Raw genomic sequence first — 22,102 nt, 5'->3', positions numbered from 1 at the left:
GGAAGGTGCCCTGACTACCCCTACTGTCCCCCATTTGGCGTGGCCACGTGCACTCGGGGTCGGTCGGGGAGCCGAATGGTGGCACCCAGTGCCTATTTTGCCGCCCGCGCCAGCCGATGGTCGAGGGCCGTGAAGCGTCTGCCTGCGGAGACGGTACGGACCGCCTGGCCGATCGCCCTGCGCGAACCCACGAGCACGACCAGTCGCTTTGCCCGGGTAACGGCGGTATACAGCAGGTTCCGCTGGAGCATCATCCAGGCACCGGTGGTGACGGGGATCACGACGGCGGGGTATTCGCTGCCCTGTGACCGGTGGATCGTCACCGCGTAGGCGTGCGCCAGCTCGTCCAGCTCGTCGAAGTCGTAAGGGATCTCCTCGTCCTCGTCGGTCAGTACGGTGAGCCGCTGCTCCACGGTGTCCAGGGAGGTGACGACCCCCACGGTTCCATTGAAGACGCCGTTGGCGCCTTTTTCATAGTTGTTCCTGATCTGGGTCACCTTGTCGCCGACACGGAAGGTCCGGCCGCCGAAGCGCCGCTCCGGCAGGTCGGGGCGGGCCGGGGTGACCGCCTGCTGCAGCAGCCCGTTCAGCACGCCGGCGCCCGCGGGGCCGCGGTGCATGGGGGCGAGCACCTGGACGTCGCGGCGCGGGTCGAGGCCGAACCGGCGCGGGATGCGGCGGGCCGCCACGTCCACCGTGAGCCGGGCCGTCTCCTCGCCGTCCTCCTCCACGAAGAGGAAGAAGTCGTCGAGCCCCTGGGTGACCGGATGCGCTCCGGAGTTGATCCGGTGCGCGTTGGTCACCACGCCCGACTGCTGGGCCTGCCGGAAGATGCGGGTCAGCCGGACGGACGGGACGGGGCCGCCCTCGGCCAGCAGATCACGCAGCACCTCGCCGGCGCCGACGCTGGGCAGCTGGTCCACATCGCCGACGAAGAGCAGGTGCGCCCCCGGCGGCACGGCCTTGACCAGCTTGTTCGCCAGCAGCAGGTCGAGCATCGAGGCCTCGTCGACGACGACCAGGTCGGCGTCGAGGGGCCGGTCCCGGTCGTACGCGGCGTCCCCGCCCGGCTTGAGCTCCAGCAGCCGGTGGACCGTCGAGGCCTCGGCCCCGGTCAGCTCCGCCAGCCGCTTGGCCGCCCGTCCCGTCGGCGCGGCCAGCAGGACCTTGGCCTTCTTCGCCCGCGCCAGTTCCACCACGGACTTGACCGTGAAGGACTTCCCGCAGCCAGGACCGCCGGTCAGCACGGCGACCTTCTCGGTGAGCGCCAGCCGCACCGCCTGCTGCTGCTCGGGGGCGAGGTCCGCGCCCGTGCGCTCGCCGAGCCAGGCCAGCGCCTTCTCCCAGTCCACGTCGTGGAAGGCGGGCATCCGGTCCTCCGGGCCGCGCAGCAGCCGCAGCAGCGAGCCGGCCAGGGAGATCTCCGCCCGGTGGAAGGGCACCAGGTAGACCGCGCGGACCGGGTCGCCACCGCCGTCGGGGGCGGGCACGGGCTCGACGACCACCCCCTCCTCGCCGGCCAGCTCCGCGAGGCAGTCGATGACCAGGCCGGTGTCCACCTGGAGGAGCTTCACCGCGTCGGAGAGCAACTGCTCCTCGGGCAGGAAGCAGTTGCCGCTGTCGGTCGCCTGGGAAAGGGCGTACTGGAGGCCGGCCTTGACCCGGTCGGGGCTGTCGTGCGGGATGCCGACGGCCTGCGCGATCCGGTCCGCGGTGAGGAAGCCGATGCCCCAGACGTCGGCCGCCAGCCGGTAGGGCTGGTTCTTCACCACGGAGATCGAGGAGTCGCCGTACTCCTTGTAGATCCGCACCGCGATCGAGGTCGACACGCCCACGCCCTGGAGGAAGACCATGACCTCCTTGATCGCCTTCTGCTCCTCCCACGCGGCGCCGATCAGCTTGGTGCGCTTGGGACCGAGACCCGGGACCTCCACCAGCCGGGCGGGCTCCTGCTCGATGACGTCCAGGGTGGCGGTGCCGAAGTGCTCGACGATCCGCTCGGCGATGCGCGGGCCGATGCCCTTGATCAGCCCGGAGCCGAGGTAGCGCCGTATGCCCTGGATCGTGGCCGGGAGGACCGTGGTGTAGTTCTCCACGGTGAACTGCTTGCCGTACTGCGGGTGGGAGCCCCAACGGCCCTCCATCCGCAGCGACTCCCCCGGCTGGGCGCCCAGCAGCGAGCCGACCACGGTCAGCAGGTCGCCGCCGCCCCGGCCGGTGTCGACCCGGGCGACCGTGTACCCGTTCTCCTCGTTCGCATAGGTGATCCGCTCGAGGACGCCCTCGACGACGGCCGGTCTCAACTCCCCCACGGCGCGGGCCACCTCCTCGGATCTGCGATGTGATCCGACGGTACCGCCCGGCCCCGACAGACCGCCGGGACCCTGTGGACAACTCCCCCCGATCGCCTCCCGGAATGTAACGATCCGGTTTCGTGCTCTTGCCTCGAAGCATGTAATCGATTCCAATCCTCTTTGTAATCGATTCCACGAGGAGGTGGGACGGGTGGCGAGCATCAAGGACGTGGCATCACGCGCCGGTGTCTCCGTCGCGACGGTCTCCCGCGTGCTCAACGACCACCCGGCGGTCCGCCCGGGCACCCGCACCCGGGTGCTGGAGGCCGTGGCCGAACTCGGCTACCGGCCCAACGCGGTGGCGCGCTCCCTGCGCACCGACCAGACCCGGACCCTCGGCCTGGTCATCAGCGACGTGCTGAACCCCTTCTTCACCGAGCTCGCCCGCTCCGTGGAGGACGAGGCCAGGGCGCTGGGCTACAGCGTGATCATCGGCAACGCCGACGAGCGGCCGGAGCAGCAGGACCACCACATCCGCACGCTGCTGGACCGACGCATCGACGGACTGCTGGTCAGTCCCACCGACGGCGGTTCCCCGCTGATCCTGGACGCGGTGCGCTCCGGCACCCCGATGGTCTTCGTCGACCGCTGGATCCCCGGCATAGGCAACGACGTCCCGGTGGTCCGCACCGACGGCTGCGACGCGGTGCGCGACCTGGTCGCCCACCTCCACGGCCTGGGCCACCGGCGGCTGGCGATCATCGCGGGCCCCGCCGCGACCACCACGGGCCGCGAGCGTGTGCAGGCCTTCCGCGAGGCGCTGGCCGCCTTCGGCCTGCCGCTGCCCGACGAGTACGTCGGGCAGGGCGACTTCCAGGCCGACAGCGGCCGCCGGGCCGTCGCCCGTTTCCTCGACCTGCCGGTCCCGCCCGACGTGGTCTTCGCAGCGGACAACCTCATGGCGCTCGGCGCCATGGACGAGATCCGCGCCCGCGGCCTGCGCGTGCCCGAGGACATCGCGCTCGCCGCCTTCGACGACATCCCGTGGTTCCTCCACACCGATCCGCCGATCACCGCCATCGCCCAGCCCACGGGCGAACTCGGCCGCGCGGCCGTGCGCTCGCTGATCGACCGCGTGGAGGGCAGGCCGGCGCCGTCGGTCACCGTCTCCGCCCGTCTCGTAGTCCGCCGCTCCTGCGGCGCGTCCGAAGGGAGCCCCCGTTGAGCACGAGCAGCCCCGAGCTCCTCCGCATGGAGGGCGTCCGCAAGGTGTTCCCCGGTGTGGTGGCCCTCGACGGCGTCGACTTCGACCTGCGCGGAGGCGAGGTGCACGTCCTGCTCGGCGAGAACGGCGCGGGCAAGAGCACCCTGATCAAGATGCTCTCCGGCGCTAACCGTCCCGACGGGGGCCGGATCCTCGTCGACGGCGACGAGGTGCGCATCCACGGTGCGCAGGACGCCGAGAAGCTGGGCATCACGACCATCTACCAGGAGTTCAACCTCGTCCCGGCGCTGAGCGTCGCCGAGAACATCTTCCTGGGCCGCCAGCCGCGCCGTCTGGGCCTGGTGAACCGCAAGCAGATGAACGCGGACGCCGCGGCCCTGCTGGCCCGGGTCGGCGTGGACGTCGACCCGCGCACCCCGGTCTCCGAACTGGGCATCGCCCGCCTGCAGATGGTGGAGATCGCCAAGGCACTCAGCCTGGAGGCGCGCGTCCTGATCATGGACGAGCCGACCGCGGTCCTCACCAGCGAGGAGGTCGACAAGCTCTTCCGGATCGTGCGCAAGCTGCGCGAGGACGGCGTCGGCATCGTCTTCATCACCCACCACCTGGAGGAGATCGCCGCCCTCGGCGACCGCGTCACCGTCCTGCGCGACGGCCGCAGCGTCGCCCAGGTGCCCGCGAGCACCCCCGAGGACGAACTGGTCCGGCTGATGGTCGGCCGCAGCATCGAGCAGCAGTACCCGCGCGAGCGCGCCGAAGCGGGCGCGCCCCTGCTGCGGGTCGAGGGCCTCACCCGGGGCGGCGTCTTCCACGACGTGAGCTTCGAGGTGCGGGCCGGCGAGGTCGTGGGCCTGGCGGGCCTCGTCGGCGCCGGACGCACCGAGGTCGTCCGCGCGGTCTTCGGCGCTGACCCGTACGACTCCGGAACGGTCGAGGTGCTGGGCAAGCGGCTGCGCCGCCACGACGTCAACGCCGCCATGGACGCGGGCATCGGCCTGGTGCCCGAGGACCGCAAGGGCCAGGGCCTGGTGCTGGACGCCACCATCCAGGAGAACCTGGGCCTGGTCACCCTCGGGCGCGCGACCCGCGCCGGGTTCGTCGACCGGGCCGGGCAGCGCAAGGCGGCGGACCGGATCTCCGGGCAGCTCAAGGTCCGCATGGCCGGGCTCCACCAGCACGTGCGCACCCTGTCGGGCGGCAACCAGCAGAAGGTCGTCATCGGCAAGTGGCTGCTGGCCGACACCAAGGTGCTCATCCTCGACGAACCGACCCGGGGCATCGACGTCGGCGCCAAGGTCGAGATCTACCAGCTCATCAACGAACTCACGGCCTCCGGCCACGCGGTGCTGATGATCTCCAGCGACCTCCCCGAGGTGCTGGGCATGAGCGACCGCGTCCTGGTGATGTCCCAGGGCCGGATCGCCGGCGAACTCCCCGCGCACGAGGCCACCCAGGACTCTGTCATGGCCCTGGCCGTCGGCACAGCGCCCGCCGAGGGCGGCAACGCAACAGCAACGAAGGATGTGGAGGGCTCCCGTGGCCACTGACACGCTCAAAAGCAGTACGGACACGGGCGGCGTCGCCGCGGCACGCCGTGTGCTCCTCAACAACGGCGCGCTCAGCGCCCTGGTCGTCCTGCTCGTGGCACTGTCGTTCCTGTCGGGCGACTTCCTGTCCACGCAGAACCTGCTCAACGTCGGCGTCCAGGCGGCGGTCGTCGCCATCCTCGCCTTCGGCTCCACCTTTGTGATCGTCGCGGCCGGCATCGACCTGTCGGTGGGCTCGGTCGCGGCGCTCTCCGCGACGGTGCTGGCCTGGAGCGCGAGTTCGGCCGGCCTGCCGGTGTGGCTGGCGGTCGTGCTGTCCGTCGCCACCGGTGTCGCCAGCGGCCTGCTGAGCGGCCTGCTGATCTCCTTCGGCAAGCTGCCGCCGTTCATCGCGACCCTCGCGATGCTGTCGATCGGCCGCGGCCTCACCCTGGTCATCTCCCAGGGCAGCCCCATCGCGTTCCCCGACTCCGTCTCCCACCTGGGCGACACCATCGGCGGCTGGCTGCCCGTACCGGTCCTGGTGATGATCGTCGCGGGCGCCGCCACGGCGATCATCCTCGGCCGCACCTACATGGGCCGCGCCATGTACGCGATCGGCGGCAACGAGGAGGCGGCCCGCCTCTCCGGCATCCGGGTCAAGCGCCAGAAGATCATCATCTACGCGCTGTCCGGCCTCTTCGCCGCGGTCGCGGGCATCGTGCTCGCCTCCCGTCTCGCCTCGGCGCAGCCGCAGGCCGCGTACGGCTACGAGCTGGACGCCATCGCGGCGGTCGTCATCGGCGGCGCCAGCCTCTCCGGCGGCGTCGGCAAGGCGTCCGGCACCCTGATCGGCGCGCTGATCCTCGCCGTCCTCCGCAACGGCCTCAACCTCCTCTCGGTCTCCGCCTTCTGGCAGCAGGTCGTCATCGGCGCGGTCATCGCGCTGGCCGTCCTGCTCGACACCCTGCGCCGCCGCGCCTGACGCGCCGCGCGCACCCCGGACCCCCTCTTCTTCTCCGCACCGCACCAGCAAGGAACCCTCATGCGCACCAAGCTCATCTCCGCCACCACCGTCGCCGTCGCCGCCCTCGCGCTCACCGCGACCGCCTGCAACTCCGGCTCCGGCTCGTCCTCCGATATCAAGGTGGGCCTGTCGGTCTCCACCCTCAACAACCCGTTCTTCGTGCAGCTGAAGGAGGGCGCGCAGGCCGAGGCGAAGAAGGAGGGCGTGGACCTGACCGTCACCGACGCGCAGAACGACGCGTCGCAGCAGGCCAACCAGCTGCAGAACTTCACCAGCCAGAACGTGAAGTCGATCGTCGTCAACCCGGTCGACTCCGACGCGGCCGGTCCCTCCGTCAAGGCCGCCAACAAGGCCGGCATCCCCGTCGTCGCGGCCGACCGCGGCGTCAACAACGCCGAGCTCGCCACCACCGTCGCCTCCGACAACGTCGAGGGCGGCCGGCTCGCCGCGAAGACCCTGGCCGAGTCGCTGGGCGGCAAGGGCACCGTGGTCGTCCTCCAGGGCACCGCGGGCACCTCCGCGGCCAACGAGCGCGGCCAGGGCTTCGACGAGGGCATCAAGGCCTACCCGGGCATCAAGGTCGTGGCCGAGCAGGCCGCCGACTTCGACCGCACCAAGGGCCTGGACGTCATGACCAACCTGCTGCAGGCCCACTCCGACGTCACCGGCGTCTTCGCGCAGAACGACGAGATGGCCCTCGGCGCCATCAAGGCGCTCGGCGACAAGGCCGGCAAGTCGGTCAAGGTCGTCGGCTTCGACGGCACCCCCGACGGCCTGACCGCGGTCAAGGCCGGCACCCTCACGGCGTCCGTCGCCCAGCAGCCGAAGGAGCTCGGCAAGCTGGCCGTGCAGAACGCGGTGAAGGCCGCCAAGGGCGAGAAGCTCGGCAGCCTGGTGAAGGTTCCGGTCAAGGTCGTCACCGAGAAGAACGTCGCCGACTTCTCCTCCTGACAGGCCGCACCGGTACGGCTGGACCCCGAAGGGACACGCAGATGCACGGCTACGACCTGGTGGTCGTAGGGTCGGCCAACGCCGACCTGGTGATCCACGTCGACCGCCGCCCCGCGGCGGGCGAGACGGTCCTCGGCTCGGACCTCGCCACCCACCCGGGTGGCAAGGGGGCCAACCAGGCCGTCGCCGCGGCCCGCCTGGGCGCGCGCACGGCGCTCCTCGCGCGGGTCGGCGACGACGCCCACGGGCGGCTGCTCACCGGCTCGCTGAGATCGGCCGGCGTCGACACCACCGGTGTCCTGAGCGGCGGCGCCCCCACGGGCGTCGCGCTGATCACCGTGGACCCCTCGGGCGACAACAGCATCGTGGTGTCGCCGGGCGCCAACGCCCGGCTCATTGCGGCGGACGTGGCCGGGGCGCGCGAGCTGCTGGCCGCCGCCAAGGTGATCTCGCTGCAACTGGAGATCCCCCTGGAGTCCGTGGCCGCCGCCGTGGCGACGGCCACGGCGGCCGGCACGCGGGTCGTGCTGAACCCCTCGCCCCCCGCCGCGCTGCCGCATGAGGTGCTCGCCGGCTGCGACCCCATCGTGGTCAACGAGCACGAGGCACGCGTCCTGCTCGGCGCCGGGGCCGGGGACACCCCCGAGGCGTGGGCGGCGGGGCTGCTCGCGCTCGGCCCGCGCTCCGTGGTCGTCACGCTCGGCGCGGCGGGCGCGCTCGCCGCGACGGCGGACGGCACCGTGCGCATACCCAGCCCGCGCGTGTCCGCCGTCGACACCACCGGCGCCGGCGACTCCTTCACGGGGGCGCTGGCCTGGCGGCTCGGCGCGGGCGACGACCTGGTGACCGCCGTGCGGTTCGCGGTGCGGGTGGGCGCCGCCGCCGTCACGAAGCCGGGTGCGCAGGAATCCTTCCCCACCCTCGAAGAAGTGGGTCAGCTGTGAAGAAGTCCGGAATCCTCAACCGCCACCTCGCGGGCGCCCTCGCCGTGCTCGGCCACACCGACCTGGTCGTGGTCTGCGACGCGGGGCTCCCCATCCCTCCCGGGCCGATCGTCGTCGACCTCGCGTTCCGGGCCGGCACCCCGTCCTTCTCCGAGGTCCTCGACGGACTGCTGGAGGAGCTGGTGGTGGAGGGCGCGATCGCGGCCAAGGAGGTCCGCGAGCACAATCCCGAGGTGACGGCCCGGCTCGACGGGGCCTTCCCCGACCTGGAGCTGGTCCCGCACGAGGAGTTCAAGGCCCGCACCCGGCAGGCCCGCCTCGTCGTCCGCACCGGCGAGTCCCGGCCGTACGCCAACGTCATCCTGCGCTGCGGCGTGCCCTTCTAGGCCGTACGCGGGGCGTACATCCGTCCGGCTGCGGTCGGCGGGCCGGGCGGGCGGATCGCGCGTAGCGTCCCGACCATGAGCGACCGACCGCTGAAGGACGAGGTGCTGGAGGAGCTGGGGGACGACCGGCTCCGGGAGATCACCGAGCTGCTCGGGACCGACGCCGACCAGGCGCAGCAGGTCGTGGGGAGCGCGGTGGCCTCGATCACCGGGGTGCTGACCGACGACGCGGTGACGCCCGGCGGCACCGCCGAGCTGTGTCAGGCCATGGAACAGGCCGCGAACGAGCCCGAGCCGCTGCCGGCGGCCGTCGTCGGCTTCGCCGGGGTGCAGGGCGGTACGGGGGCGGAACCGGGCCGCGGGGTGCTCGCGGCCGTACTGGCGAAGGTCGCCGGGCCGGCGGCGCGCGCGGTGGCCAAACGGACCGGGCTCCCGGTCGAGACGGTCACGGCGGCGCTGCAGACGGTGATCCCCGTGATGGCGGCCGTGCTGGCCCGGCGGGCCCGCGAGAAGCGCTGAGCGGCGGCGGGGCGCGCGGGCCGGGCGGGTCCCGGACGACCGGGCGGACATGGCGAAAGGGGTCCGGCTCGGCCGGACCCCTTTGGCGTTCCCCTCCCTCTGCGCGATGCCCCGAGCCCCCTCCGGGCGTCACGCTCTCCCCCACTCAAGACCCGTGTGAGGCCCCCCTCTGGGTCTTGACGGTACGTAGACACACCGGCCCCGGGGATGGTTGTACGGCTGCCGGAAAAAGTTTTCAGGGATTCACCCGAGCACGTGGCGGCGGTACCTGTCGGCCGTCTCGGCCAGTACCCCGGCCCCGTCCCGGGCCCACAGCGCGGGGTTGAAGATCTCCACCTCGACCGCTCCCGTGTAGCCGGCCGCGTCCACCAGCTCTCGGAAGCCTCGGAGGTCGATGCAGCCGTCCCCGAGCTGGCCGCGGCCCAGGAGCACGCCCTCCGGGAGCGGGGTGACCCAGTCGGCGAGCTGGAACGCGGCGATCCGGCCGCCGGCGCCTGCCCGTGCGATGTCCTGGGGCGCCCGGTCGTCCCACCACAGGTGGTAGGTGTCCACGACGACGCCGACCTGCCGCGCGGGGAAGTGTTCGGCGATGCCGAGGGCCTGGGCGAGGGTCGAGACCACACAGCGGTCGGAGGCGTACATCGGGTGCAGCGGCTCGATCGCCAGCCGCACCCCGCGGTCCTCCGCGTACGGGGCGAGCCCGGCGACCGCGTCGGCGACGCGTTCACGGGCACCGGCGAGATCGCGGTCGCCGGCGGGAAGGCCACCGGAGACCAGGACGAGGGTGCCGGTGCCCAGGGCCGCCGCCTCGTCGACCGCCGCCCGGTTGTCGGCGAGGGCGGCGGCGCGCTCGTCCGGGTCGGAGGCGGTGAAGAAGCCCCCGCGGCAGAGCGTGGTGACCGTGAGCCCGGCCGCGCGCACCAGCTTCGCCGCGGCCTCGACGCCGTACGCGCGGACCGGGCCGCGCCACAGTCCGACGCCGGGGACACCGAGCGTCACCAGCCCCTCGACCAGTTCGGGGAGCGGCAGTTGCCGCACGGTCTCCTGGTTGACGCTGAGCCGCGCGAGGTCCCCGGAGGGCCGATTGTCAGTACGCAATGTCACACTCCGTACACGGAGAGAAGCCGGCGCACGCGCGAGGCGGCGAGCACCGGGTCGGGGAAGAGTCCGATCCGGTCGGCCAGTTCGTAGGCGCGGGCCAGATGGGGGAGGGAGCGTGCCGAGTGGAGACCACCGACCATCGTGAAGTGCGACTGGTGGCCTGCCAGCCAGGCCAGGAGGACGACGCCCGTCTTGTAGTGCCGGGTCGGGGCGCCGAAGAGATGGCGGGAGAGCTCGACGGTGGGGTCGAGCAGCGCCCGGAAGCCCGCGGCGCCGCGGGCTTCGCGGGGGCCGCCGCCGCCCCACTCGTCGTCCAGCAGGCGGAGGGCCCGCGCGGCGAGCGGCGCGAGCGGGTCGAAGACGCCGAGCAGGGCGTGGCTGAAGCCCCGTTCGTCGCCGGCGATCAGTTCGGGGTAGTGGAAGTCGTCGCCGGTGTAGCAGCGCACGCCGGCGGGGAGGCGGCGGCGCAACTCGACCTCGCGCCCGGCGTCGAGCAGGGAGATCTTGACGCCGTCGACCTTGCCGGGGTGGGCGGCGATCACCTCGAGGAGGGTGGCGGTGGCGGCGTCCAGGTCCGTGCTGCCCCAGTAGCCCTCCAGCGCGGGGTCGAACATCGGGCCCAGCCAGTGCAGCACGACGGGCCCGGCCGCCTGGCGCAGGAGGTGGCCGTAGACCTCCAGGTAGTCGTCGGGGCCCTTGGCGACGGCGGCCAGCGCGCGCGAGGCCATGAGCACGGCCCGCGAGCCCGCGTCCTCGACGACGGCGAACTGCTCCTCGTAGGCGGCCCGGATGCCGGAGAGGCCGTGGGGGTGGCCGGACCCGGTGGGCGACAGCTGGTCGGTACCCACGCCGCAGACGATGCGGCCGCCCTCGGCACGGGCCTCGGCGGACGAACGGCGGATCAGTTCGGCGGCCCCGGCCCAGTCCAGGCCCATGCCGCGCTGGGCGGTGTCCATGGCCTCGGCGACGCCCAGTCCGTGCGACCACAGGTGGCGGCGGAAGGCCAGCGTGGCCTCCCAGTCCAGCGCGGCGGGCCGGTCGGCCGCGGTGCGGAAGGGGTCGGCGACGACGTGGGCCGCCGCATAGACGACGCGCCTGCGCGGCTCGTCCGGCGTCGTGGGAGCCACGGCGTGGGCGGCGGGCTCGGTGCGCGGCCGGTACGCGGACAACTCGCCCGATTCGGTGGGTAGGTGGAGGAGTGTCACAGCGTCAGCTCCGGTACGTCGAACCGGCGGCCCTCGGCGGAGGAACGCAGGCCCAGTTCGGCGAGCTGCACACCGCGGGCACCGGCCAGCAGGTCCCGGGTGTAGGGCTCGCCGAGGTGGACGTGGCGCAGGAACAGTTCCCACTGGGCCTTGAAGCCGTTCTCGAACTCCCCGTTGTCCGGCAGCTCCTGCCACTGGTCGCGGAAGACCTCGGTGGCGGGCAGGTCGGGGTTCCAGACCGGCCTGGGGGTGGTGGACCGGTGCTGGACCCGGCAGTCGCGCAGCCCCGCGACGGCCGAGCCCTCGGTGCCGTCGACCTGGAACTCCACCAGTTCGTCGCGGTTGACGCGCACGGCCCAGGAGGAGTTGATCTGGGCGACCACGCCGCCCTCGAGCTCGAAGATCCCGTAGGCGGCGTCGTCGGCCGTGGCGTCGTAGGGCTTGCGCTGCTCGTCCCAGCGCTGCGGGACGTGCGTGGTGGCGAGCGCCTGCACGGAGAGCACCCGGCCGAACAGCTCGTGGAGGACGTACTCCCAGTGCGGGAACATGTCCGCGACGATGCCGCCGCCGTCCGCGGCGCGGTAGTTCCACGAGGGGCGCTGTGCCGGCTGCCAGTCGCCCTCGAAGACCCAGTAGCCGAACTCGCCGCGGACGGAGAGGATCCGCCCGAAGAAGCCGCCGTCGATCAGCCGCCGGAGCTTGAGCAGCCCCGGGAGGAAGAGCTTGTCCTGGACGACGCCGTGGCGCACTCCGGCCTCTGTGGCGAGGCGGGCCAGCCGCAGCGCCCCGTCCAGGCCGGTCGCGGTGGGCTTCTCGGTGTAGATGTGCTTGCCGGCGGCGATCGCCTTGGTGATCGCCTCCTCGCGGGCGGCGGTGACCTGGGCGTCGAAGTAGATCTCGGTGGCGGGGTCGGCGAGCACGGCGTCCAGGTCGGTGGAGACCAGGGCGGGGTCCAGGCCGTGGCGTTCGGCGAGGGCGCGCAGCGCCTGCTCGCGGCGGCCGACGAGGACGGGCTCCGGCCACAGCACCGTGCCGTCACCGAGGTCGAGTCCGCCCTGCTCGCGCAGGGCGAGGATCGAGCGGACGAGGTGCTGACGGTGGCCCATTCGTCCGGTGACGCCGTTCATGGCGATCCGCACGGTCCTGCGTGTCACGTGGGGTTCCCCTCTCCCGTGGATCTCCGGGCGGTGGCAGTAAGCGCTTTCCCTCTGTTCACGCTAACGGCTGCCGGACACCCCCGACAAGAGGGGACACGGCGAAGAGCGGCCACACGTCCCCCGTCTGACGTGGGGTCATCGGTCCGGACGCGGGTCGGCGATGTCCCCGGCGCGTCGCATTCGCGTCCCGGCACCCCGGGGCGGTTGCCCGCACGGCGGCCGGCCCGCACGCCCGGCGACACCGGATGCCGTCGGCGTGCGCCCGCGGTGGCGCGCCCGTGCGCCCGGGCTCCGGCGCCCCGGGTCCCGACGCGCCGCCCGTCGTGGGGGTGTTCGGCGCGACCGGCCGGACGCGGCGCGACGGACCTCCCGCGACGACCCCGGACACGGCACCGGACCACGGCCGCCGCGGGGCCACCGGGGACCCCGCAACCGGCTCCGCGGCGGGCTCCGCCGACGACGGCCACGGCACGCCACAGCCTCTGAAACGTTTACAGAAAGCGCTTGCCGAGATCGTCACCCCACCGCGGTGCGGGACCCCCGGCAAGGTGCCCCGCGACTCCGCTCCCCCGGCGGCCCCCGAGGTGAGAACATGTGCCGCTACGGGCGGAGGGCCCGGGGATGACCGACCCGGAGGAAACAGACGAGATGGCAGTGACCCTCGCCGACGTGGCGGCGCGCGCCGGAGTGTCCGCCGCGACCGTCTCGCGCGTCCTGAACGGCAACTACCCGGTCGCGGGCAGCACGCGCGAGCGGGTGCTGCGGGCCGTCGACGACCTCGACTACGTCGTGAACGGGCACGCCCGCGCCCTGGCCGCCGCCACCTCCGACCTGGTCGGCGTCCTGGTCAACGACGTCGCCGACCCCTTCTTCGGGCTCATGGCCAGCGCGGTGCAGAGTGAGATCTGCGGCGGCGCCGAACAGCCGTCGGGGCCGCCCGCGGGTGCCGGGAAGCTCGCCGTGGTCTGCAACACCGGGGGCTCCCCCGAGGCCGAGCTCAACTACCTCACCCTGCTGGAACGGCAGCGCGCCGCCGGCGTGGTCCTCACCGGCGGCGCCGTGGAGGGCACCGGCCACAGCGCCGCCGTGGCCGGCCGCCTCGCCCGGCTCGCCGCCTCCGGCACCCGGATCGTGCTGTGCGGCCGCCCGCCCCTGCCCGAGCTCGCCGGCCTGGCCGGGCCCGCCGCGGACTCCGTGATGACCGTCGCCTTCGACAACCGCGGCGGCGCGCAGCGCCTGACCGAGCACCTGCTGGGCCTCGGCCACCGCGCGATCGGCTACGTCGCGGGCCCCGCCGAGCGCAGCACCACCCGGCACCGCCTGGAGGGCCACCGCACCGCCCTGGCCGAGGCCGGACTCGCGGGCTCCCCCGCCGAACTCGACCGCCTCACCGTGCACGGCTACTACGACCGCTCCTCCGGTTACGACGCCGCGCTGGAGCTGCTGCGCCGCGAACCGGGGCTCACGGCCGTCGTCGCCGCCAACGACACGGTGGCGCTCGGCGTCTGCGCGGCGTTGCGCGAGCGCGGGCTGCGCATCCCCGAGGACGTCTCGGTCGCCGGCTTCGACGACCTGCCCTTCAGCGTGGACGCCGTCCCCGCGCTCACGACGGTCCGCATACCGCTGCAGGAGGCGGGCGCCCGCGCGGGACGCCTCGTCATGGGCCGGCAGGCACCGCCTCCCGGCGGGCTGGCGACCGTGCGGACGGAACTGATGGTGCGGGCGTCGACGGCGGCGCCGCGGAAGGTCGCGTAGCGGCCGCGGGAGCGCCCCGGCGCGCGCGCCCGTACCGGGGGCCGATACCTGTGCAGGACCACCCGGGTCGGATTACCTTTGACCCAGTCAAAGAATTTCCGGGAGGACCGCCGTGACCGTCCAGGAGATCCGGGCGTTCAACCGCTTCTACACCAACCTCATCGGCGCGCTCGACTACAGCCGCCACCTGCACACCCCGTACACCCTCACCGAGGCCCGCGTCCTCTACGAACTCGCCCACGCCCCCGACGGCGGGCTGGACGCCGCCGACCTGCGCACGGCCCTGTCCGTGGACGCCGGCCAGCTCAGCCGGATGCTGGCGGCCTTCGGGGAACGGGGCCTGCTGACCCGCGCGCCGTCACCGCAGGACGCCAGGCGGCAGCGCGTGGAGCTGACGCCCGACGGCCGCGAGGCCGCCCGGCTCCTGGAGGAACGGTCGCGGGAGGCGGTCGGGTCCCTGGTCGGCGGGCTCGCCCCGCACGACCGCGACCGCCTCACCGAGGCCATGCGCACCGTACGAGACGTCCTCGGCGCCGACGCCGACGACACCCGGTCCCCCGCCGCGGCCCGGGTCCGGCTGCGGGAGCCGCGCCCCGGCGACCTCGGCTGGGTGGTCCAGCGCAACGCGGAGGTCTACGCCGAGGAGTACGGCTGGAACGCCGAGTACGAGACCCTCGTCGCCCGGATCGTCGCGGACGGCCACGAGCGGGCCTGGATCGCCGAACTCGACGGTGAGCGCGCCGGGTGCGTCTTCTGCGTACGCGACGACGCACCCGGCACGGCACGGCTGCGCCTGCTCCTGGTGGACCCGGCCGCCCGGGGCCACGGCATCGGCCGCCGGCTGGTCGAGGCCTGCGTCGCGCACGCCCGCGCGGCAGGCCACCGCGAGCTGGTGCTGTGGACGAACGACGTCCTGGTCTCCGCCCGGCGCATCTACGAGGCGGCCGGTTTCGAACTCGTCGGGCAGAAGCCACACCGCAGCTACGGCCGCGATCTCGTCGGGCAGGACTGGCGACTGGTGCTGTAACGTCCGAAAAGTGAAGCTCGCGTTCTCGACCCTCGGCGTGCCGGGGCTCCCCGTGCCGGACGTGGTCCGGCTCGCCGCGGAGCACGGCTACCACGGCGTGGAGCTGCGGGCGGGTCACGAGGAGCCGGTGCACAGCGGTCTGACGGAACGGCAGCGTGCCGACGTGGCAGGGGAGTTCCGCGGCTCCGGCGTCGCGGTCCTGGCGGTCGCCTCCTACGTGCAGGTGGCCGCTCCGGGCGAGGACGCCCCCGCGCTGCGCGGGCTGCGCGACCACGTACGCCTCGCCGCCGACCTCGGCGCCTCCTACGTACGGGTGTTCCCCGGCGCCGGCGAGGACGACAGGGACGCCGCCGACACCAGGGCGGCCCGCCGGCTGGCCGCGGTCGCCCCGGAGGCGGCGGACGTGGGCGTGCGCGTCCTGGTGGAGACCCACGACTCACACCGGACCGGCGCGGACGTGGCACGGATCCTGGGGCTGGTGGGCCATCACCACGCGGGCGCGCTCTGGGACGTGATGCACCCGTGGCTGGGCGGCGAGCAGCCCGAGCACACCTATCCGGTGCTCGCCCCCTACCTGGGCTACGTACAGGTCAAGGACGTCTCCTCGGCGGCGGACACCACCCCGCTGCCGCTCGGCCACGGGGCGCTGCCGCTGGCCGGCACGGTGGAGGTGCTCAGCCGGGCGGACTGGGACGGCTGGCTGTGCTGGGAGTACGAGAAGCGCTGGTACCCGCAGGTGCGGGCGCTGCCGGAGCTGCTGTCGCGGGGGCGTTCGCACCTGCTGCGGCTGCTCGGCGAGTCCGCCTGAGCCCGCTTGAGCCCGCCTCCGGCCCCGACGCCCGCGCCCGGCCCCGGGCACCCGTACCCTTAAGCACCAGCGAGTGCTGCCGAGCTGTCGGTTTCAGCGTTGCTGAACGGTGTGCCCTCCCGGCGGGCGCACGGGATGACGAGGTGAACGGATGCTGGACCTGGCCCGGCTGCGGGCGCTGCACGCCGTGCACGTGCACGGATCGGTGGGGGCCGCGGCGACGGCCCTCGGCTACACGGCCTCCGCCGTGTCCCAGCAGATCGCCAAGCTGGAGCGGGAGACCCGTACGACGCTGCTGGAGCGGCAGGGGCGCGGTGTGGCGCTGACCGAGGCCGCCCAGTTGCTGGCGGAGACCGCGCAAGAGCTGATGGCGATCGTGGAGCGGGCCGAGGTGGCGCTGGAGGAGCGGCGCGGCCGTCCCACCGGACGGCTGACGATGGCCGCCTTCCCGACCGCCGCGCGCGGTCTGCTCCCGGAGGTGCTCGCCGGGCTGACGGCCGCGCACCCGTCGCTGGAGCTGCGGCTGGTGGAGGAGGGCGCGCACCTGTCGGTCGACCTGGTCTCGCGCGGCGTCGTCGACCTGGCCGTGGTGCACGACTGGGACATCGCCCCGCTGCCCGCGCCCGAAGGGCTGGAACGGGTGGTGATCGGCGAGGACCACTGCGACGTGCTGGTCCCGGCCGGGCATCCGCTGGCGGCGCGCGCCGCGCTGGTCCGCGAGGACGTCGTCGACGAGCGGTGGATCTGCCAGCCGCCCGGGCACGTGTGCCACGACTGGCTGGTGCGGACCCTGCGCGAGGCGGGCGCCGAGCCGGACCTGGCGTTCCAGGTCGCCGAGTACCAGTCGCAGTTGGCGCTGGTGGCGGCCGGGCTGGGGATCGCGCTGGTGCCGCGGCTGGGGCGCGGGCCGGTGCCGGAGGGTGTGGTCGTGGTGCCGCTGGAGCCGGCTCCCGTACGGCGGCTTTACGCCTTGTGGCGGACGGGGGCGTCGCGGCGTCCGGCCATCACGGAGACGGTCCGGGCGTTGCGCGCCCACTACCCGGGGGTCGTTGCCTGACCATGGGCGGATGGCACCCATCCGCAGGGAACCGTTCGCGTCCCCGTCCCGTCCAACCCGCGTGCTGCCGGGGAGTCTCCGCAAAGCGGTGTCGGTCACGCTGCTGGCTGCGTCGCTGACAACCCTCTCCGCCGCATGCGGCCGGCAGCAGCCCGCCACCGGCGTACCCCCCTACGACAACGCCGGTGGCGGCCCCTCCACCTCAGCGATCGCCACCCCGCCCACCGGTCCGGCGCCGTCCGGCGCGCCCGCCGTGCCGTCCGTGTCCTCGACGTCGCTGTCGTCGCCGCCGTCGCCGTCCCCGCCGGGGAACGGGACGGTCTCCACCCGCCGCGTGTACTTCACCGAGACCACGCGCCGGGTGCCCGCGGTGCACACGGTCCTCGACGGCGAGCGCGACCTGGGCCGGTTCCCCGGCTACTTCATGAAGTCGGCGCCGGAGATCGCCGACGACATCGCGCGGCGTGCCGCGCGGACCGACTTCTCGCGCTCGGTCCTCGTCGCCTGGAGCCGGACGACCGGCTGCAACAGCACCAGGGACGCCGTCCTCTTCCGGGGCGGCGACCGGCTGACGCTCGGCCTGGCGCAGCGGCCGATGGGTCAGTGCCTGGTCGCCAACCAGGTGGTCACCGTGTTCGAGGTGCCGCGCGACCGGATGCCGAAGCGGCCGCGTTTCGCACAGGAGGCGGACCCGAGGGCCGATCCGCCGGCCCCGGGGAGCACGGTGGCGTTCGGCGGCCTGGAGGAGACGCGGGACCGCGTCGGCCGGCGCAGTGCCGAGGTCACCACGGCCCGGCAGCTGGATGCCTTCCTCGCCGGTCTGCCCCGCAAGGGGGCGGCCGCGCTGCGCGAGCAGCTGGCACGGCATCCCCGGCGCCCGGACGAGCGGCGCTTCGCCTTCGTACTGACCGGCTGCGCGCCCACCGGGGCCGTCCTGACCATCGGCCGGCAGGAGATCTCGGCCTCCCCCACCGGGGACGAGCACATCCGGTGCGTGCAGGTCCAGCACTACGCGGCGGTGCTCACGGTGCCGGCGGTGCTCGTGCCGGAGCGTGCCCGACTCATTGACTGACAATTACTTTCCGGCTAAGCGTGTCTGCTTGAAGGTTTCTTTCAGCGCTTCCGCCTCCTCCTGCCGGAAGGAGTCCGTCATGCACAGCCGTCCCCGTCCCTCCCGCCGCACGGTGCTCGGTGCCACCGCGGCCGCCTCCACCGCCCTCGCCCTCGGCGTCCCGGGCACCGCGAGCGCGGCCGCGGCCGACCGCAGACGCGTCCGTGCGCTCATCGACCGCATGAGCATCGAGGAGAAGATCGGCCAGCTCTTCGTCATGCGCGTGTACGGCCATTCGGCCACCGCCCCCGATCCGGCCGACGTGGCCGCGAACCAGGCCGAGATCGGGGTCTCCGACGCCGCCGAACTGATCGCGAAGTACCACGTCGGCGGCATCATCTACTTCGCGTGGGCCCACAACACCCGTGATCCGCACCAGATCGCCGACCTCTCCAACGGCATCCAGCGGTCGTCCCGGATCCCGCTGCTGATCTCCACCGACCAGGAGCACGGCGCCGTCGCCCGGGTCGGCTCCCCCGCCACGCTCTTCCCGGGCGGGATGGCGCTCGGCGCGGGCGGCAGCACCCGGGACGCCCGGCGGGCCGCGGCCGTCGCCGGGGCCGAACTGGCGGCGATGGGCATCGGCCAGGACTACGCGCCGGTCGCCGACGTCAACGTCAACCCCGCCAACCCCGTGATCGGCGTGCGCTCCTTCGGCGCCGACCCGAAGGCCGTGGCCGCGCTCGTCGCCGCCCAGGTGGAGGGCTACCAGCGGGCCGGGGTCGTCGCCACCGCCAAGCACTTCCCCGGGCACGGCGACACCGGCACGGACAGCCACTACGCCCTGCCGGTCATCACGCACTCGCTGGAGGAGTGGCGGCGCCTTGACGCCCCGCCGTTCCGCGCCGCGATCGCCGCCGGCATCGACTCGATCATGACCGCGCACATCCTGGTGCCCGCCCTCGACGACTCCGGCGACCCCGCCACGCTGTCCCGGCCGATCCTCACCGGCATCCTGCGCGAGGAACTCGGCTACGACGGTGTGGTCGTCACCGACTCCCTCGGCATGGAGGGCGTACGCCAGAAGTACGGCGACGACCGCGTCCCGGTGCTCGCCCTGAAGGCCGGAGCCGACCAGTTGCTCAACCCGCCGGTCCTGGAGACCGCCTGGCAGGGCGTACTGGCCGCCGTAAGGTCCGGTGAGCTCACCGAGGAGCGCCTCGACGAGTCCCTCACCCGGATCCTCACGCTCAAGGCGCGGCGCGGGCTGCTCGACGACCCGTACGTCACCCACCGCGGCGTGGACCGGACGGTCGGCACCCGCGGCCACCTGGCGGAGGCCGACCGGATCACCGAACGCACCGTGACGCTGCTGGCGAACCGGGGGACGCTGCCGCTGCCGGCCCACCGTCGGCTGCTGGTCGTCGGCGCCGACCCGGCCGCGCCCTCGGGCACCGGCGGCCCGCCCACCGCGGTGCTCGGCGCGGCGCTGGCCGGCCTCGGGCACATCGCCCAGGTCCTGTCGACCGGGACCGCGCCGGGGCAGGCCGCGATCGACCAGGCGGTGGCCGCCGCGCGGGACAAGGACGCGGTGGTGGTGGCCACGTACAACGTGACCGGGGCGTCGACGGGCCAGATCGCGCTGGTCGCCGCGCTCGTCGCCACCGGCGTGCCGGTGGTGCAGGTCGCGATCCGCAACCCGTACGACGTCGCGCGGCTGGAGGGGGTGGCCGCGGCACTGGCCACCTACGGCTGGACGGACGTGTCGATGCGGGCGGCGGCACGGGTGCTGGCCGGCAAGGTGCGGCCCACCGGGAAGCTGCCGGTGGCGGTACCCGCAGCGGACGACCCGTCACGGACCCTCTATCCGGTCGGCTGGGGCCTGCGGTACTGAGCCCGCGGCGCGCGGGGCGGCCCCTCCCGGAAAGGGGCCACGCCACTTATCCTGCCGAAAACGGGCAACTCGCCCGGGGGGACGGGTGGGGGGCCGCCATGCGCATGTTGTCCGGACAGCTCCTGGGAGCGGCGTGGCTGGTCGCGGTGGTGCTCGCCGCCTGCTCGCCGGGCCCGGGCGGCACGGGCAGCGGCGCCGCCGCTCCCGCGGTCCCGTCCGTCACCCATGACGCGGTCTTCCTGGACCGCGGCGACTGCGCGGCCCGCGACCGGGCCGGCGCCTACCGGGAGGTGGGCTGCTCGGACCCGGCCGCCCGCGCCCGCGTCGTCGGCCGGCTGTACGGGCTGCTGCCGGCCTCGCCGTCACCCGCTCCCCCGGCCGCCGCACGGGCCGGCGACCGCTGCCCGCCGACCACGGACTTCCTGCTCACCGTCACCGCCGCCCGCCCCCAGGGCTACGCCTGCATGCGCAACCTGGCGGCACCGCACCCCGGGGACCCGGGCGGGGGCGGTGGGCCCCGGACGATCGCGGGCGACTGCGTCTACACGTCCCGGAAGGGACAGGTGAAGGAGACGCCCTGCGACGGATCGGGGCCGCACGCCCCGCAGTTCCGGGTCGTGGAGCTGGCCCGCGGCCGCGGGTCCTGCCCCGCGGGGACGGCCCTGTACGTCGGGGTGGGCGCCGGGCCGGCGGGCGTGGGGTGCGCCCGCCGGCTCTGACACCCGATCAGAAGGGCAGCCGGCCGGCGGCCTCGGTGCTCCGGTCGAGCTTGGCGTCGTACGCCGCCAGGGGCCTGGCCGAACCGGGGTCGGCGCGTACGGCCGCGGGGGCGACCCCGGCCCACTCCAGCACCTCGGCGGTGGCCTTGGCTCGGTCCGCCGCGCCGAGCGCGCCGATGACCGCGCCGTGGTTGGCGCCGGGTGCCCACATCACATAGGAGTCGTGCGCGCCGCGCGAGAGCCGGAACGGCTCGGCACCCCACGGGTCGTTGGACCCGTACACGAACAGCATCCGCTCCGCGTGGTGGCGCACCCAGGAGTCGACGTCGTGCATCGCGCGGGGCTGGAAGCGCATCGGGATGGAACGCGGCACGTAGGAGCGCGGCTGGTAGATCCCGGGGTAGCGCAGCAGCCCCTTCAGGTGCGGGGTGGCGAACGTCGGGGCGCCGAGCTGGGTGCCGGCCTGGTAGTAGTACGGCGTGTAGTACTCCAGGCCCTGGTCGGTGTAGAAGTCGAAGCCGGAGACGGAGTCGACGAAGGAGTAGATCGCGTCCGTCGTGGCGCTCGCCGCGGGGACGTCCGCGCACTCCGCCTCCTGGTGGTACTGCCAGAAGGCCCACACCAGGTCGAGCACCACGTTCTCGTACGCCCGGTCGGCGCTGCCGACGGTGGTGAAGGTCAGCCCGTTGTCCGCGGCGTACTTCTGGTAGCGGGCGACGATCTCGCCCCGGCGGACGAGCGCCTCGCGCTGCACGGCGTTCAGCTTCGCCCGGCAGTCGGCGGTGCCGACGGTGCGGAAGAAGCGGGTGTAGGCGGAGTCCTCGTCGTTCACCACGTCGTTGGGGGCGACGTAGGCGACCGTGCCGGCCATGTCGTGCGGGTAGAAGCGGCGGTAGTACGTGGCCGTCATGCCGCCCTTGCTGGCGCCGGTGGCGAGCCAGTTCTCGGCGTAGATCCGGCCGAGGGCCCGGTAGATGCGGTGCTGGTCGCTGGCGGCCTGCCAGATGTCGAGCTTGGACCAGTCGGCGGGGGACGGCCGGGACGGCGTGAAGAAGCGGTACTCCATGGAGACCTGGTTGCCGTCGACGATCTGCGTCGGCTCACGGCGCGAGGGGGTCGTGGAGAGGCCGTAGCCGGAGGTGTAGAAGACGGTGGGCCGGTCGGTCCCCTTGTGCAGCACGGTGATCCGCTGCTTGAACGTCCCCTTGGACGGGTGCCGGTGGTCCACCGGCTGCGTGTAGTCCAGGACGAAGAAGCGGTATCCGGTGACCGGCTTCTCCTCGATCAGGCTCATCCCGGGTATCGCCAGGATGCGGTCCCTGATGTCCGGCTCGTCAGCGGTCGCGGTGGCGACTCCACCGCCGGCGATGCCTATGAGCAACACCAGCGCCAGCAGCCATCTGAGCGCGTTGCGCATGCCCCCTCCTTCGGGGTTCGACGGGCGTCGCCCGTGAAC

General features: G+C 73.6%; 18 protein-coding genes and 2 pseudogenes. 14 read left to right on the top strand and 6 right to left on the bottom strand.

Annotation, left to right across the window (positions count from 1 at the left end):
* Nucleotides 1-92: 92 nt before the first annotated feature.
* A complete protein-coding gene (gene recD2, locus ABZ479_RS12115) occupies nt 93-2,312 on the bottom strand; it encodes an SF1B family DNA helicase RecD2 (protein ID WP_500461496.1) in 2,220 nt (739 codons plus the stop codon).
* Between the two features lie 193 nt (nt 2,313-2,505).
* Here recD2 and ABZ479_RS12110 point away from each other — a divergent pair, with 193 nt between their 5' ends.
* From ABZ479_RS12110 to ABZ479_RS12080, 7 genes and pseudogenes are all read left to right on the top strand, one after another.
* A complete protein-coding gene (locus ABZ479_RS12110) occupies nt 2,506-3,519 on the top strand; it encodes a LacI family DNA-binding transcriptional regulator (RefSeq protein WP_500461495.1) in 1,014 nt (337 codons plus the stop codon).
* A gap of 26 nt (nt 3,520-3,545) precedes the next feature.
* Nucleotides 3,546-5,066, top strand: a complete 1,521-nt coding sequence (locus ABZ479_RS12105) for a sugar ABC transporter ATP-binding protein (protein ID WP_500461518.1) — start codon at nt 3,546-3,548, stop codon at nt 5,064-5,066.
* A pseudogene (locus tag ABZ479_RS12100) lies at nt 5,056-6,027 on the top strand (ABC transporter permease); the annotation flags it as partial. The gene ABZ479_RS12105 and the pseudogene ABZ479_RS12100, both read left to right, overlap by 11 nt.
* Nucleotides 6,028-6,183: 156 nt before the next feature.
* Nucleotides 6,184-7,023, top strand: a pseudogene (locus ABZ479_RS12095) (D-ribose ABC transporter substrate-binding protein); the annotation flags it as partial.
* A 41-nt stretch (nt 7,024-7,064) separates the two neighbouring features.
* Entirely contained in the window at nt 7,065-7,967 is a 903-nt protein-coding gene (gene rbsK, locus ABZ479_RS12090; protein ID WP_500461494.1) for a ribokinase, read from the top strand.
* Nucleotides 7,964-8,353 carry a D-ribose pyranase gene (rbsD, locus tag ABZ479_RS12085; protein ID WP_499599096.1) on the top strand — a complete coding sequence of 130 codons (390 nt, stop codon included), beginning with the start codon at nt 7,964-7,966 and terminating at the stop codon, nt 8,351-8,353. The genes rbsK and rbsD overlap by 4 nt, the downstream gene beginning before the upstream one ends.
* Before the next feature lie 75 nt (nt 8,354-8,428).
* A complete protein-coding gene (locus ABZ479_RS12080) occupies nt 8,429-8,872 on the top strand; it encodes a DUF937 domain-containing protein (protein ID WP_500461493.1) in 444 nt (147 codons plus the stop codon).
* 243 nt (nt 8,873-9,115) lie between these two features.
* On the opposite strand, the gene ABZ479_RS12075 is transcribed toward ABZ479_RS12080, so the two are convergent.
* Genes ABZ479_RS12075 through ABZ479_RS12065 form a run of 3 tightly spaced genes read right to left on the bottom strand, consistent with a single transcriptional unit; the run spans nt 9,116 to nt 12,332 of the window.
* The gene (locus ABZ479_RS12075) at nt 9,116-9,970 is read right to left on the bottom strand and encodes a sugar phosphate isomerase/epimerase family protein (protein ID WP_500461492.1); all 855 of its coding nucleotides are present in this window, start codon (nt 9,968-9,970) and stop codon (nt 9,116-9,118) included.
* A gap of 2 nt (nt 9,971-9,972) precedes the next feature.
* The gene (locus tag ABZ479_RS12070; RefSeq protein ID WP_500461491.1) at nt 9,973-11,178 is read right to left on the bottom strand and encodes a dihydrodipicolinate synthase family protein; all 1,206 of its coding nucleotides are present in this window, start codon (nt 11,176-11,178) and stop codon (nt 9,973-9,975) included.
* Nucleotides 11,175-12,332, bottom strand: coding sequence for a Gfo/Idh/MocA family protein (locus ABZ479_RS12065; protein WP_500461490.1), 1,158 nt, complete (start codon nt 12,330-12,332; stop codon nt 11,175-11,177). The genes ABZ479_RS12070 and ABZ479_RS12065 overlap by 4 nt, the downstream gene beginning before the upstream one ends.
* Before the next feature lie 651 nt (nt 12,333-12,983).
* Between ABZ479_RS12065 and ABZ479_RS12060 the strand changes: the two genes are divergently transcribed.
* From ABZ479_RS12060 to ABZ479_RS12045, 4 genes are all read left to right on the top strand, one after another.
* A complete protein-coding gene (locus ABZ479_RS12060) occupies nt 12,984-14,090 on the top strand; it encodes a LacI family DNA-binding transcriptional regulator (protein WP_500461489.1) in 1,107 nt (368 codons plus the stop codon).
* Nucleotides 14,091-14,202: 112 nt separating this feature from the next.
* A complete protein-coding gene (locus ABZ479_RS12055) occupies nt 14,203-15,117 on the top strand; it encodes a bifunctional helix-turn-helix transcriptional regulator/GNAT family N-acetyltransferase (RefSeq protein WP_500461488.1) in 915 nt (304 codons plus the stop codon).
* Nucleotides 15,118-15,127: 10 nt separating this feature from the next.
* Nucleotides 15,128-15,925: a sugar phosphate isomerase/epimerase family protein gene (locus ABZ479_RS12050; protein WP_500461487.1), complete on the top strand. Its 798-nt coding sequence runs from the start codon at nt 15,128-15,130 to the stop codon at nt 15,923-15,925.
* A gap of 151 nt (nt 15,926-16,076) precedes the next feature.
* Complete coding sequence (locus ABZ479_RS12045; RefSeq protein WP_500461486.1) at nt 16,077-16,982, top strand: LysR family transcriptional regulator; 906 nt, start codon at nt 16,077-16,079, stop codon at nt 16,980-16,982.
* Between the two features lie 171 nt (nt 16,983-17,153).
* On the opposite strand, the gene ABZ479_RS12040 is transcribed toward ABZ479_RS12045, so the two are convergent.
* On the bottom strand, nt 17,154-17,309 hold the full coding sequence (locus ABZ479_RS12040; RefSeq protein WP_500461485.1) for a hypothetical protein: 156 nt from the start codon (nt 17,307-17,309) through the stop codon (nt 17,154-17,156).
* A 7-nt stretch (nt 17,310-17,316) separates the two neighbouring features.
* On the opposite strand from ABZ479_RS12040, the gene ABZ479_RS12035 reads away from it, so the two are divergent.
* From ABZ479_RS12035 to ABZ479_RS12025, 3 genes are all read left to right on the top strand, one after another.
* Complete coding sequence (locus ABZ479_RS12035) at nt 17,317-18,054, top strand: hypothetical protein (protein WP_500461484.1); 738 nt, start codon at nt 17,317-17,319, stop codon at nt 18,052-18,054.
* A 79-nt stretch (nt 18,055-18,133) separates the two neighbouring features.
* Nucleotides 18,134-19,927, top strand: a complete 1,794-nt coding sequence (locus ABZ479_RS12030; RefSeq protein WP_500461483.1) for a glycoside hydrolase family 3 protein — start codon at nt 18,134-18,136, stop codon at nt 19,925-19,927.
* 98 nt (nt 19,928-20,025) lie between these two features.
* The gene (locus ABZ479_RS12025) at nt 20,026-20,646 is read left to right on the top strand and encodes a hypothetical protein (protein ID WP_500461482.1); all 621 of its coding nucleotides are present in this window, start codon (nt 20,026-20,028) and stop codon (nt 20,644-20,646) included.
* Nucleotides 20,647-20,653: 7 nt separating this feature from the next.
* Here ABZ479_RS12025 and ABZ479_RS12020 read toward each other — a convergent pair whose 3' ends face one another.
* Entirely contained in the window at nt 20,654-22,063 is a 1,410-nt protein-coding gene (locus ABZ479_RS12020) for a S28 family serine protease (protein WP_500461481.1), read from the bottom strand.
* Nucleotides 22,064-22,102: the final 39 nt, after the last annotated feature.

The sequence above is a fragment of the Streptomyces sp. NPDC005722 genome (genome assembly GCF_040630935.1).
In the GTDB taxonomy this organism is placed as follows: Bacteria; Actinomycetota; Actinomycetes; order Streptomycetales; family Streptomycetaceae; genus Actinacidiphila.
Note: the sequence above shows the minus strand (reverse complement) of the source record. Positions and strands in the feature narration are given on the sequence as shown.

Coding starts and splice junctions, on each gene's coding strand:
- ABZ479_RS12020 (WP_500461481.1), bottom strand. CDS start 22,063: ATGCGCAACGCGCTCAGATGGCTGCTGGCGCTGGTGTTGCTCATAGGC.
- ABZ479_RS12105 (WP_500461518.1), top strand. CDS start 3,546: ATGGAGGGCGTCCGCAAGGTGTTCCCCGGTGTGGTGGCCCTCGACGGC.
- ABZ479_RS12030 (WP_500461483.1), top strand. CDS start 18,134: ATGCACAGCCGTCCCCGTCCCTCCCGCCGCACGGTGCTCGGTGCCACC.
- ABZ479_RS12060 (WP_500461489.1), top strand. CDS start 12,984: ATGGCAGTGACCCTCGCCGACGTGGCGGCGCGCGCCGGAGTGTCCGCC.
- ABZ479_RS12080 (WP_500461493.1), top strand. CDS start 8,429: ATGAGCGACCGACCGCTGAAGGACGAGGTGCTGGAGGAGCTGGGGGAC.
- ABZ479_RS12045 (WP_500461486.1), top strand. CDS start 16,077: ATGCTGGACCTGGCCCGGCTGCGGGCGCTGCACGCCGTGCACGTGCAC.
- ABZ479_RS12025 (WP_500461482.1), top strand. CDS start 20,026: ATGCGCATGTTGTCCGGACAGCTCCTGGGAGCGGCGTGGCTGGTCGCG.
- rbsK (WP_500461494.1), top strand. CDS start 7,065: ATGCACGGCTACGACCTGGTGGTCGTAGGGTCGGCCAACGCCGACCTG.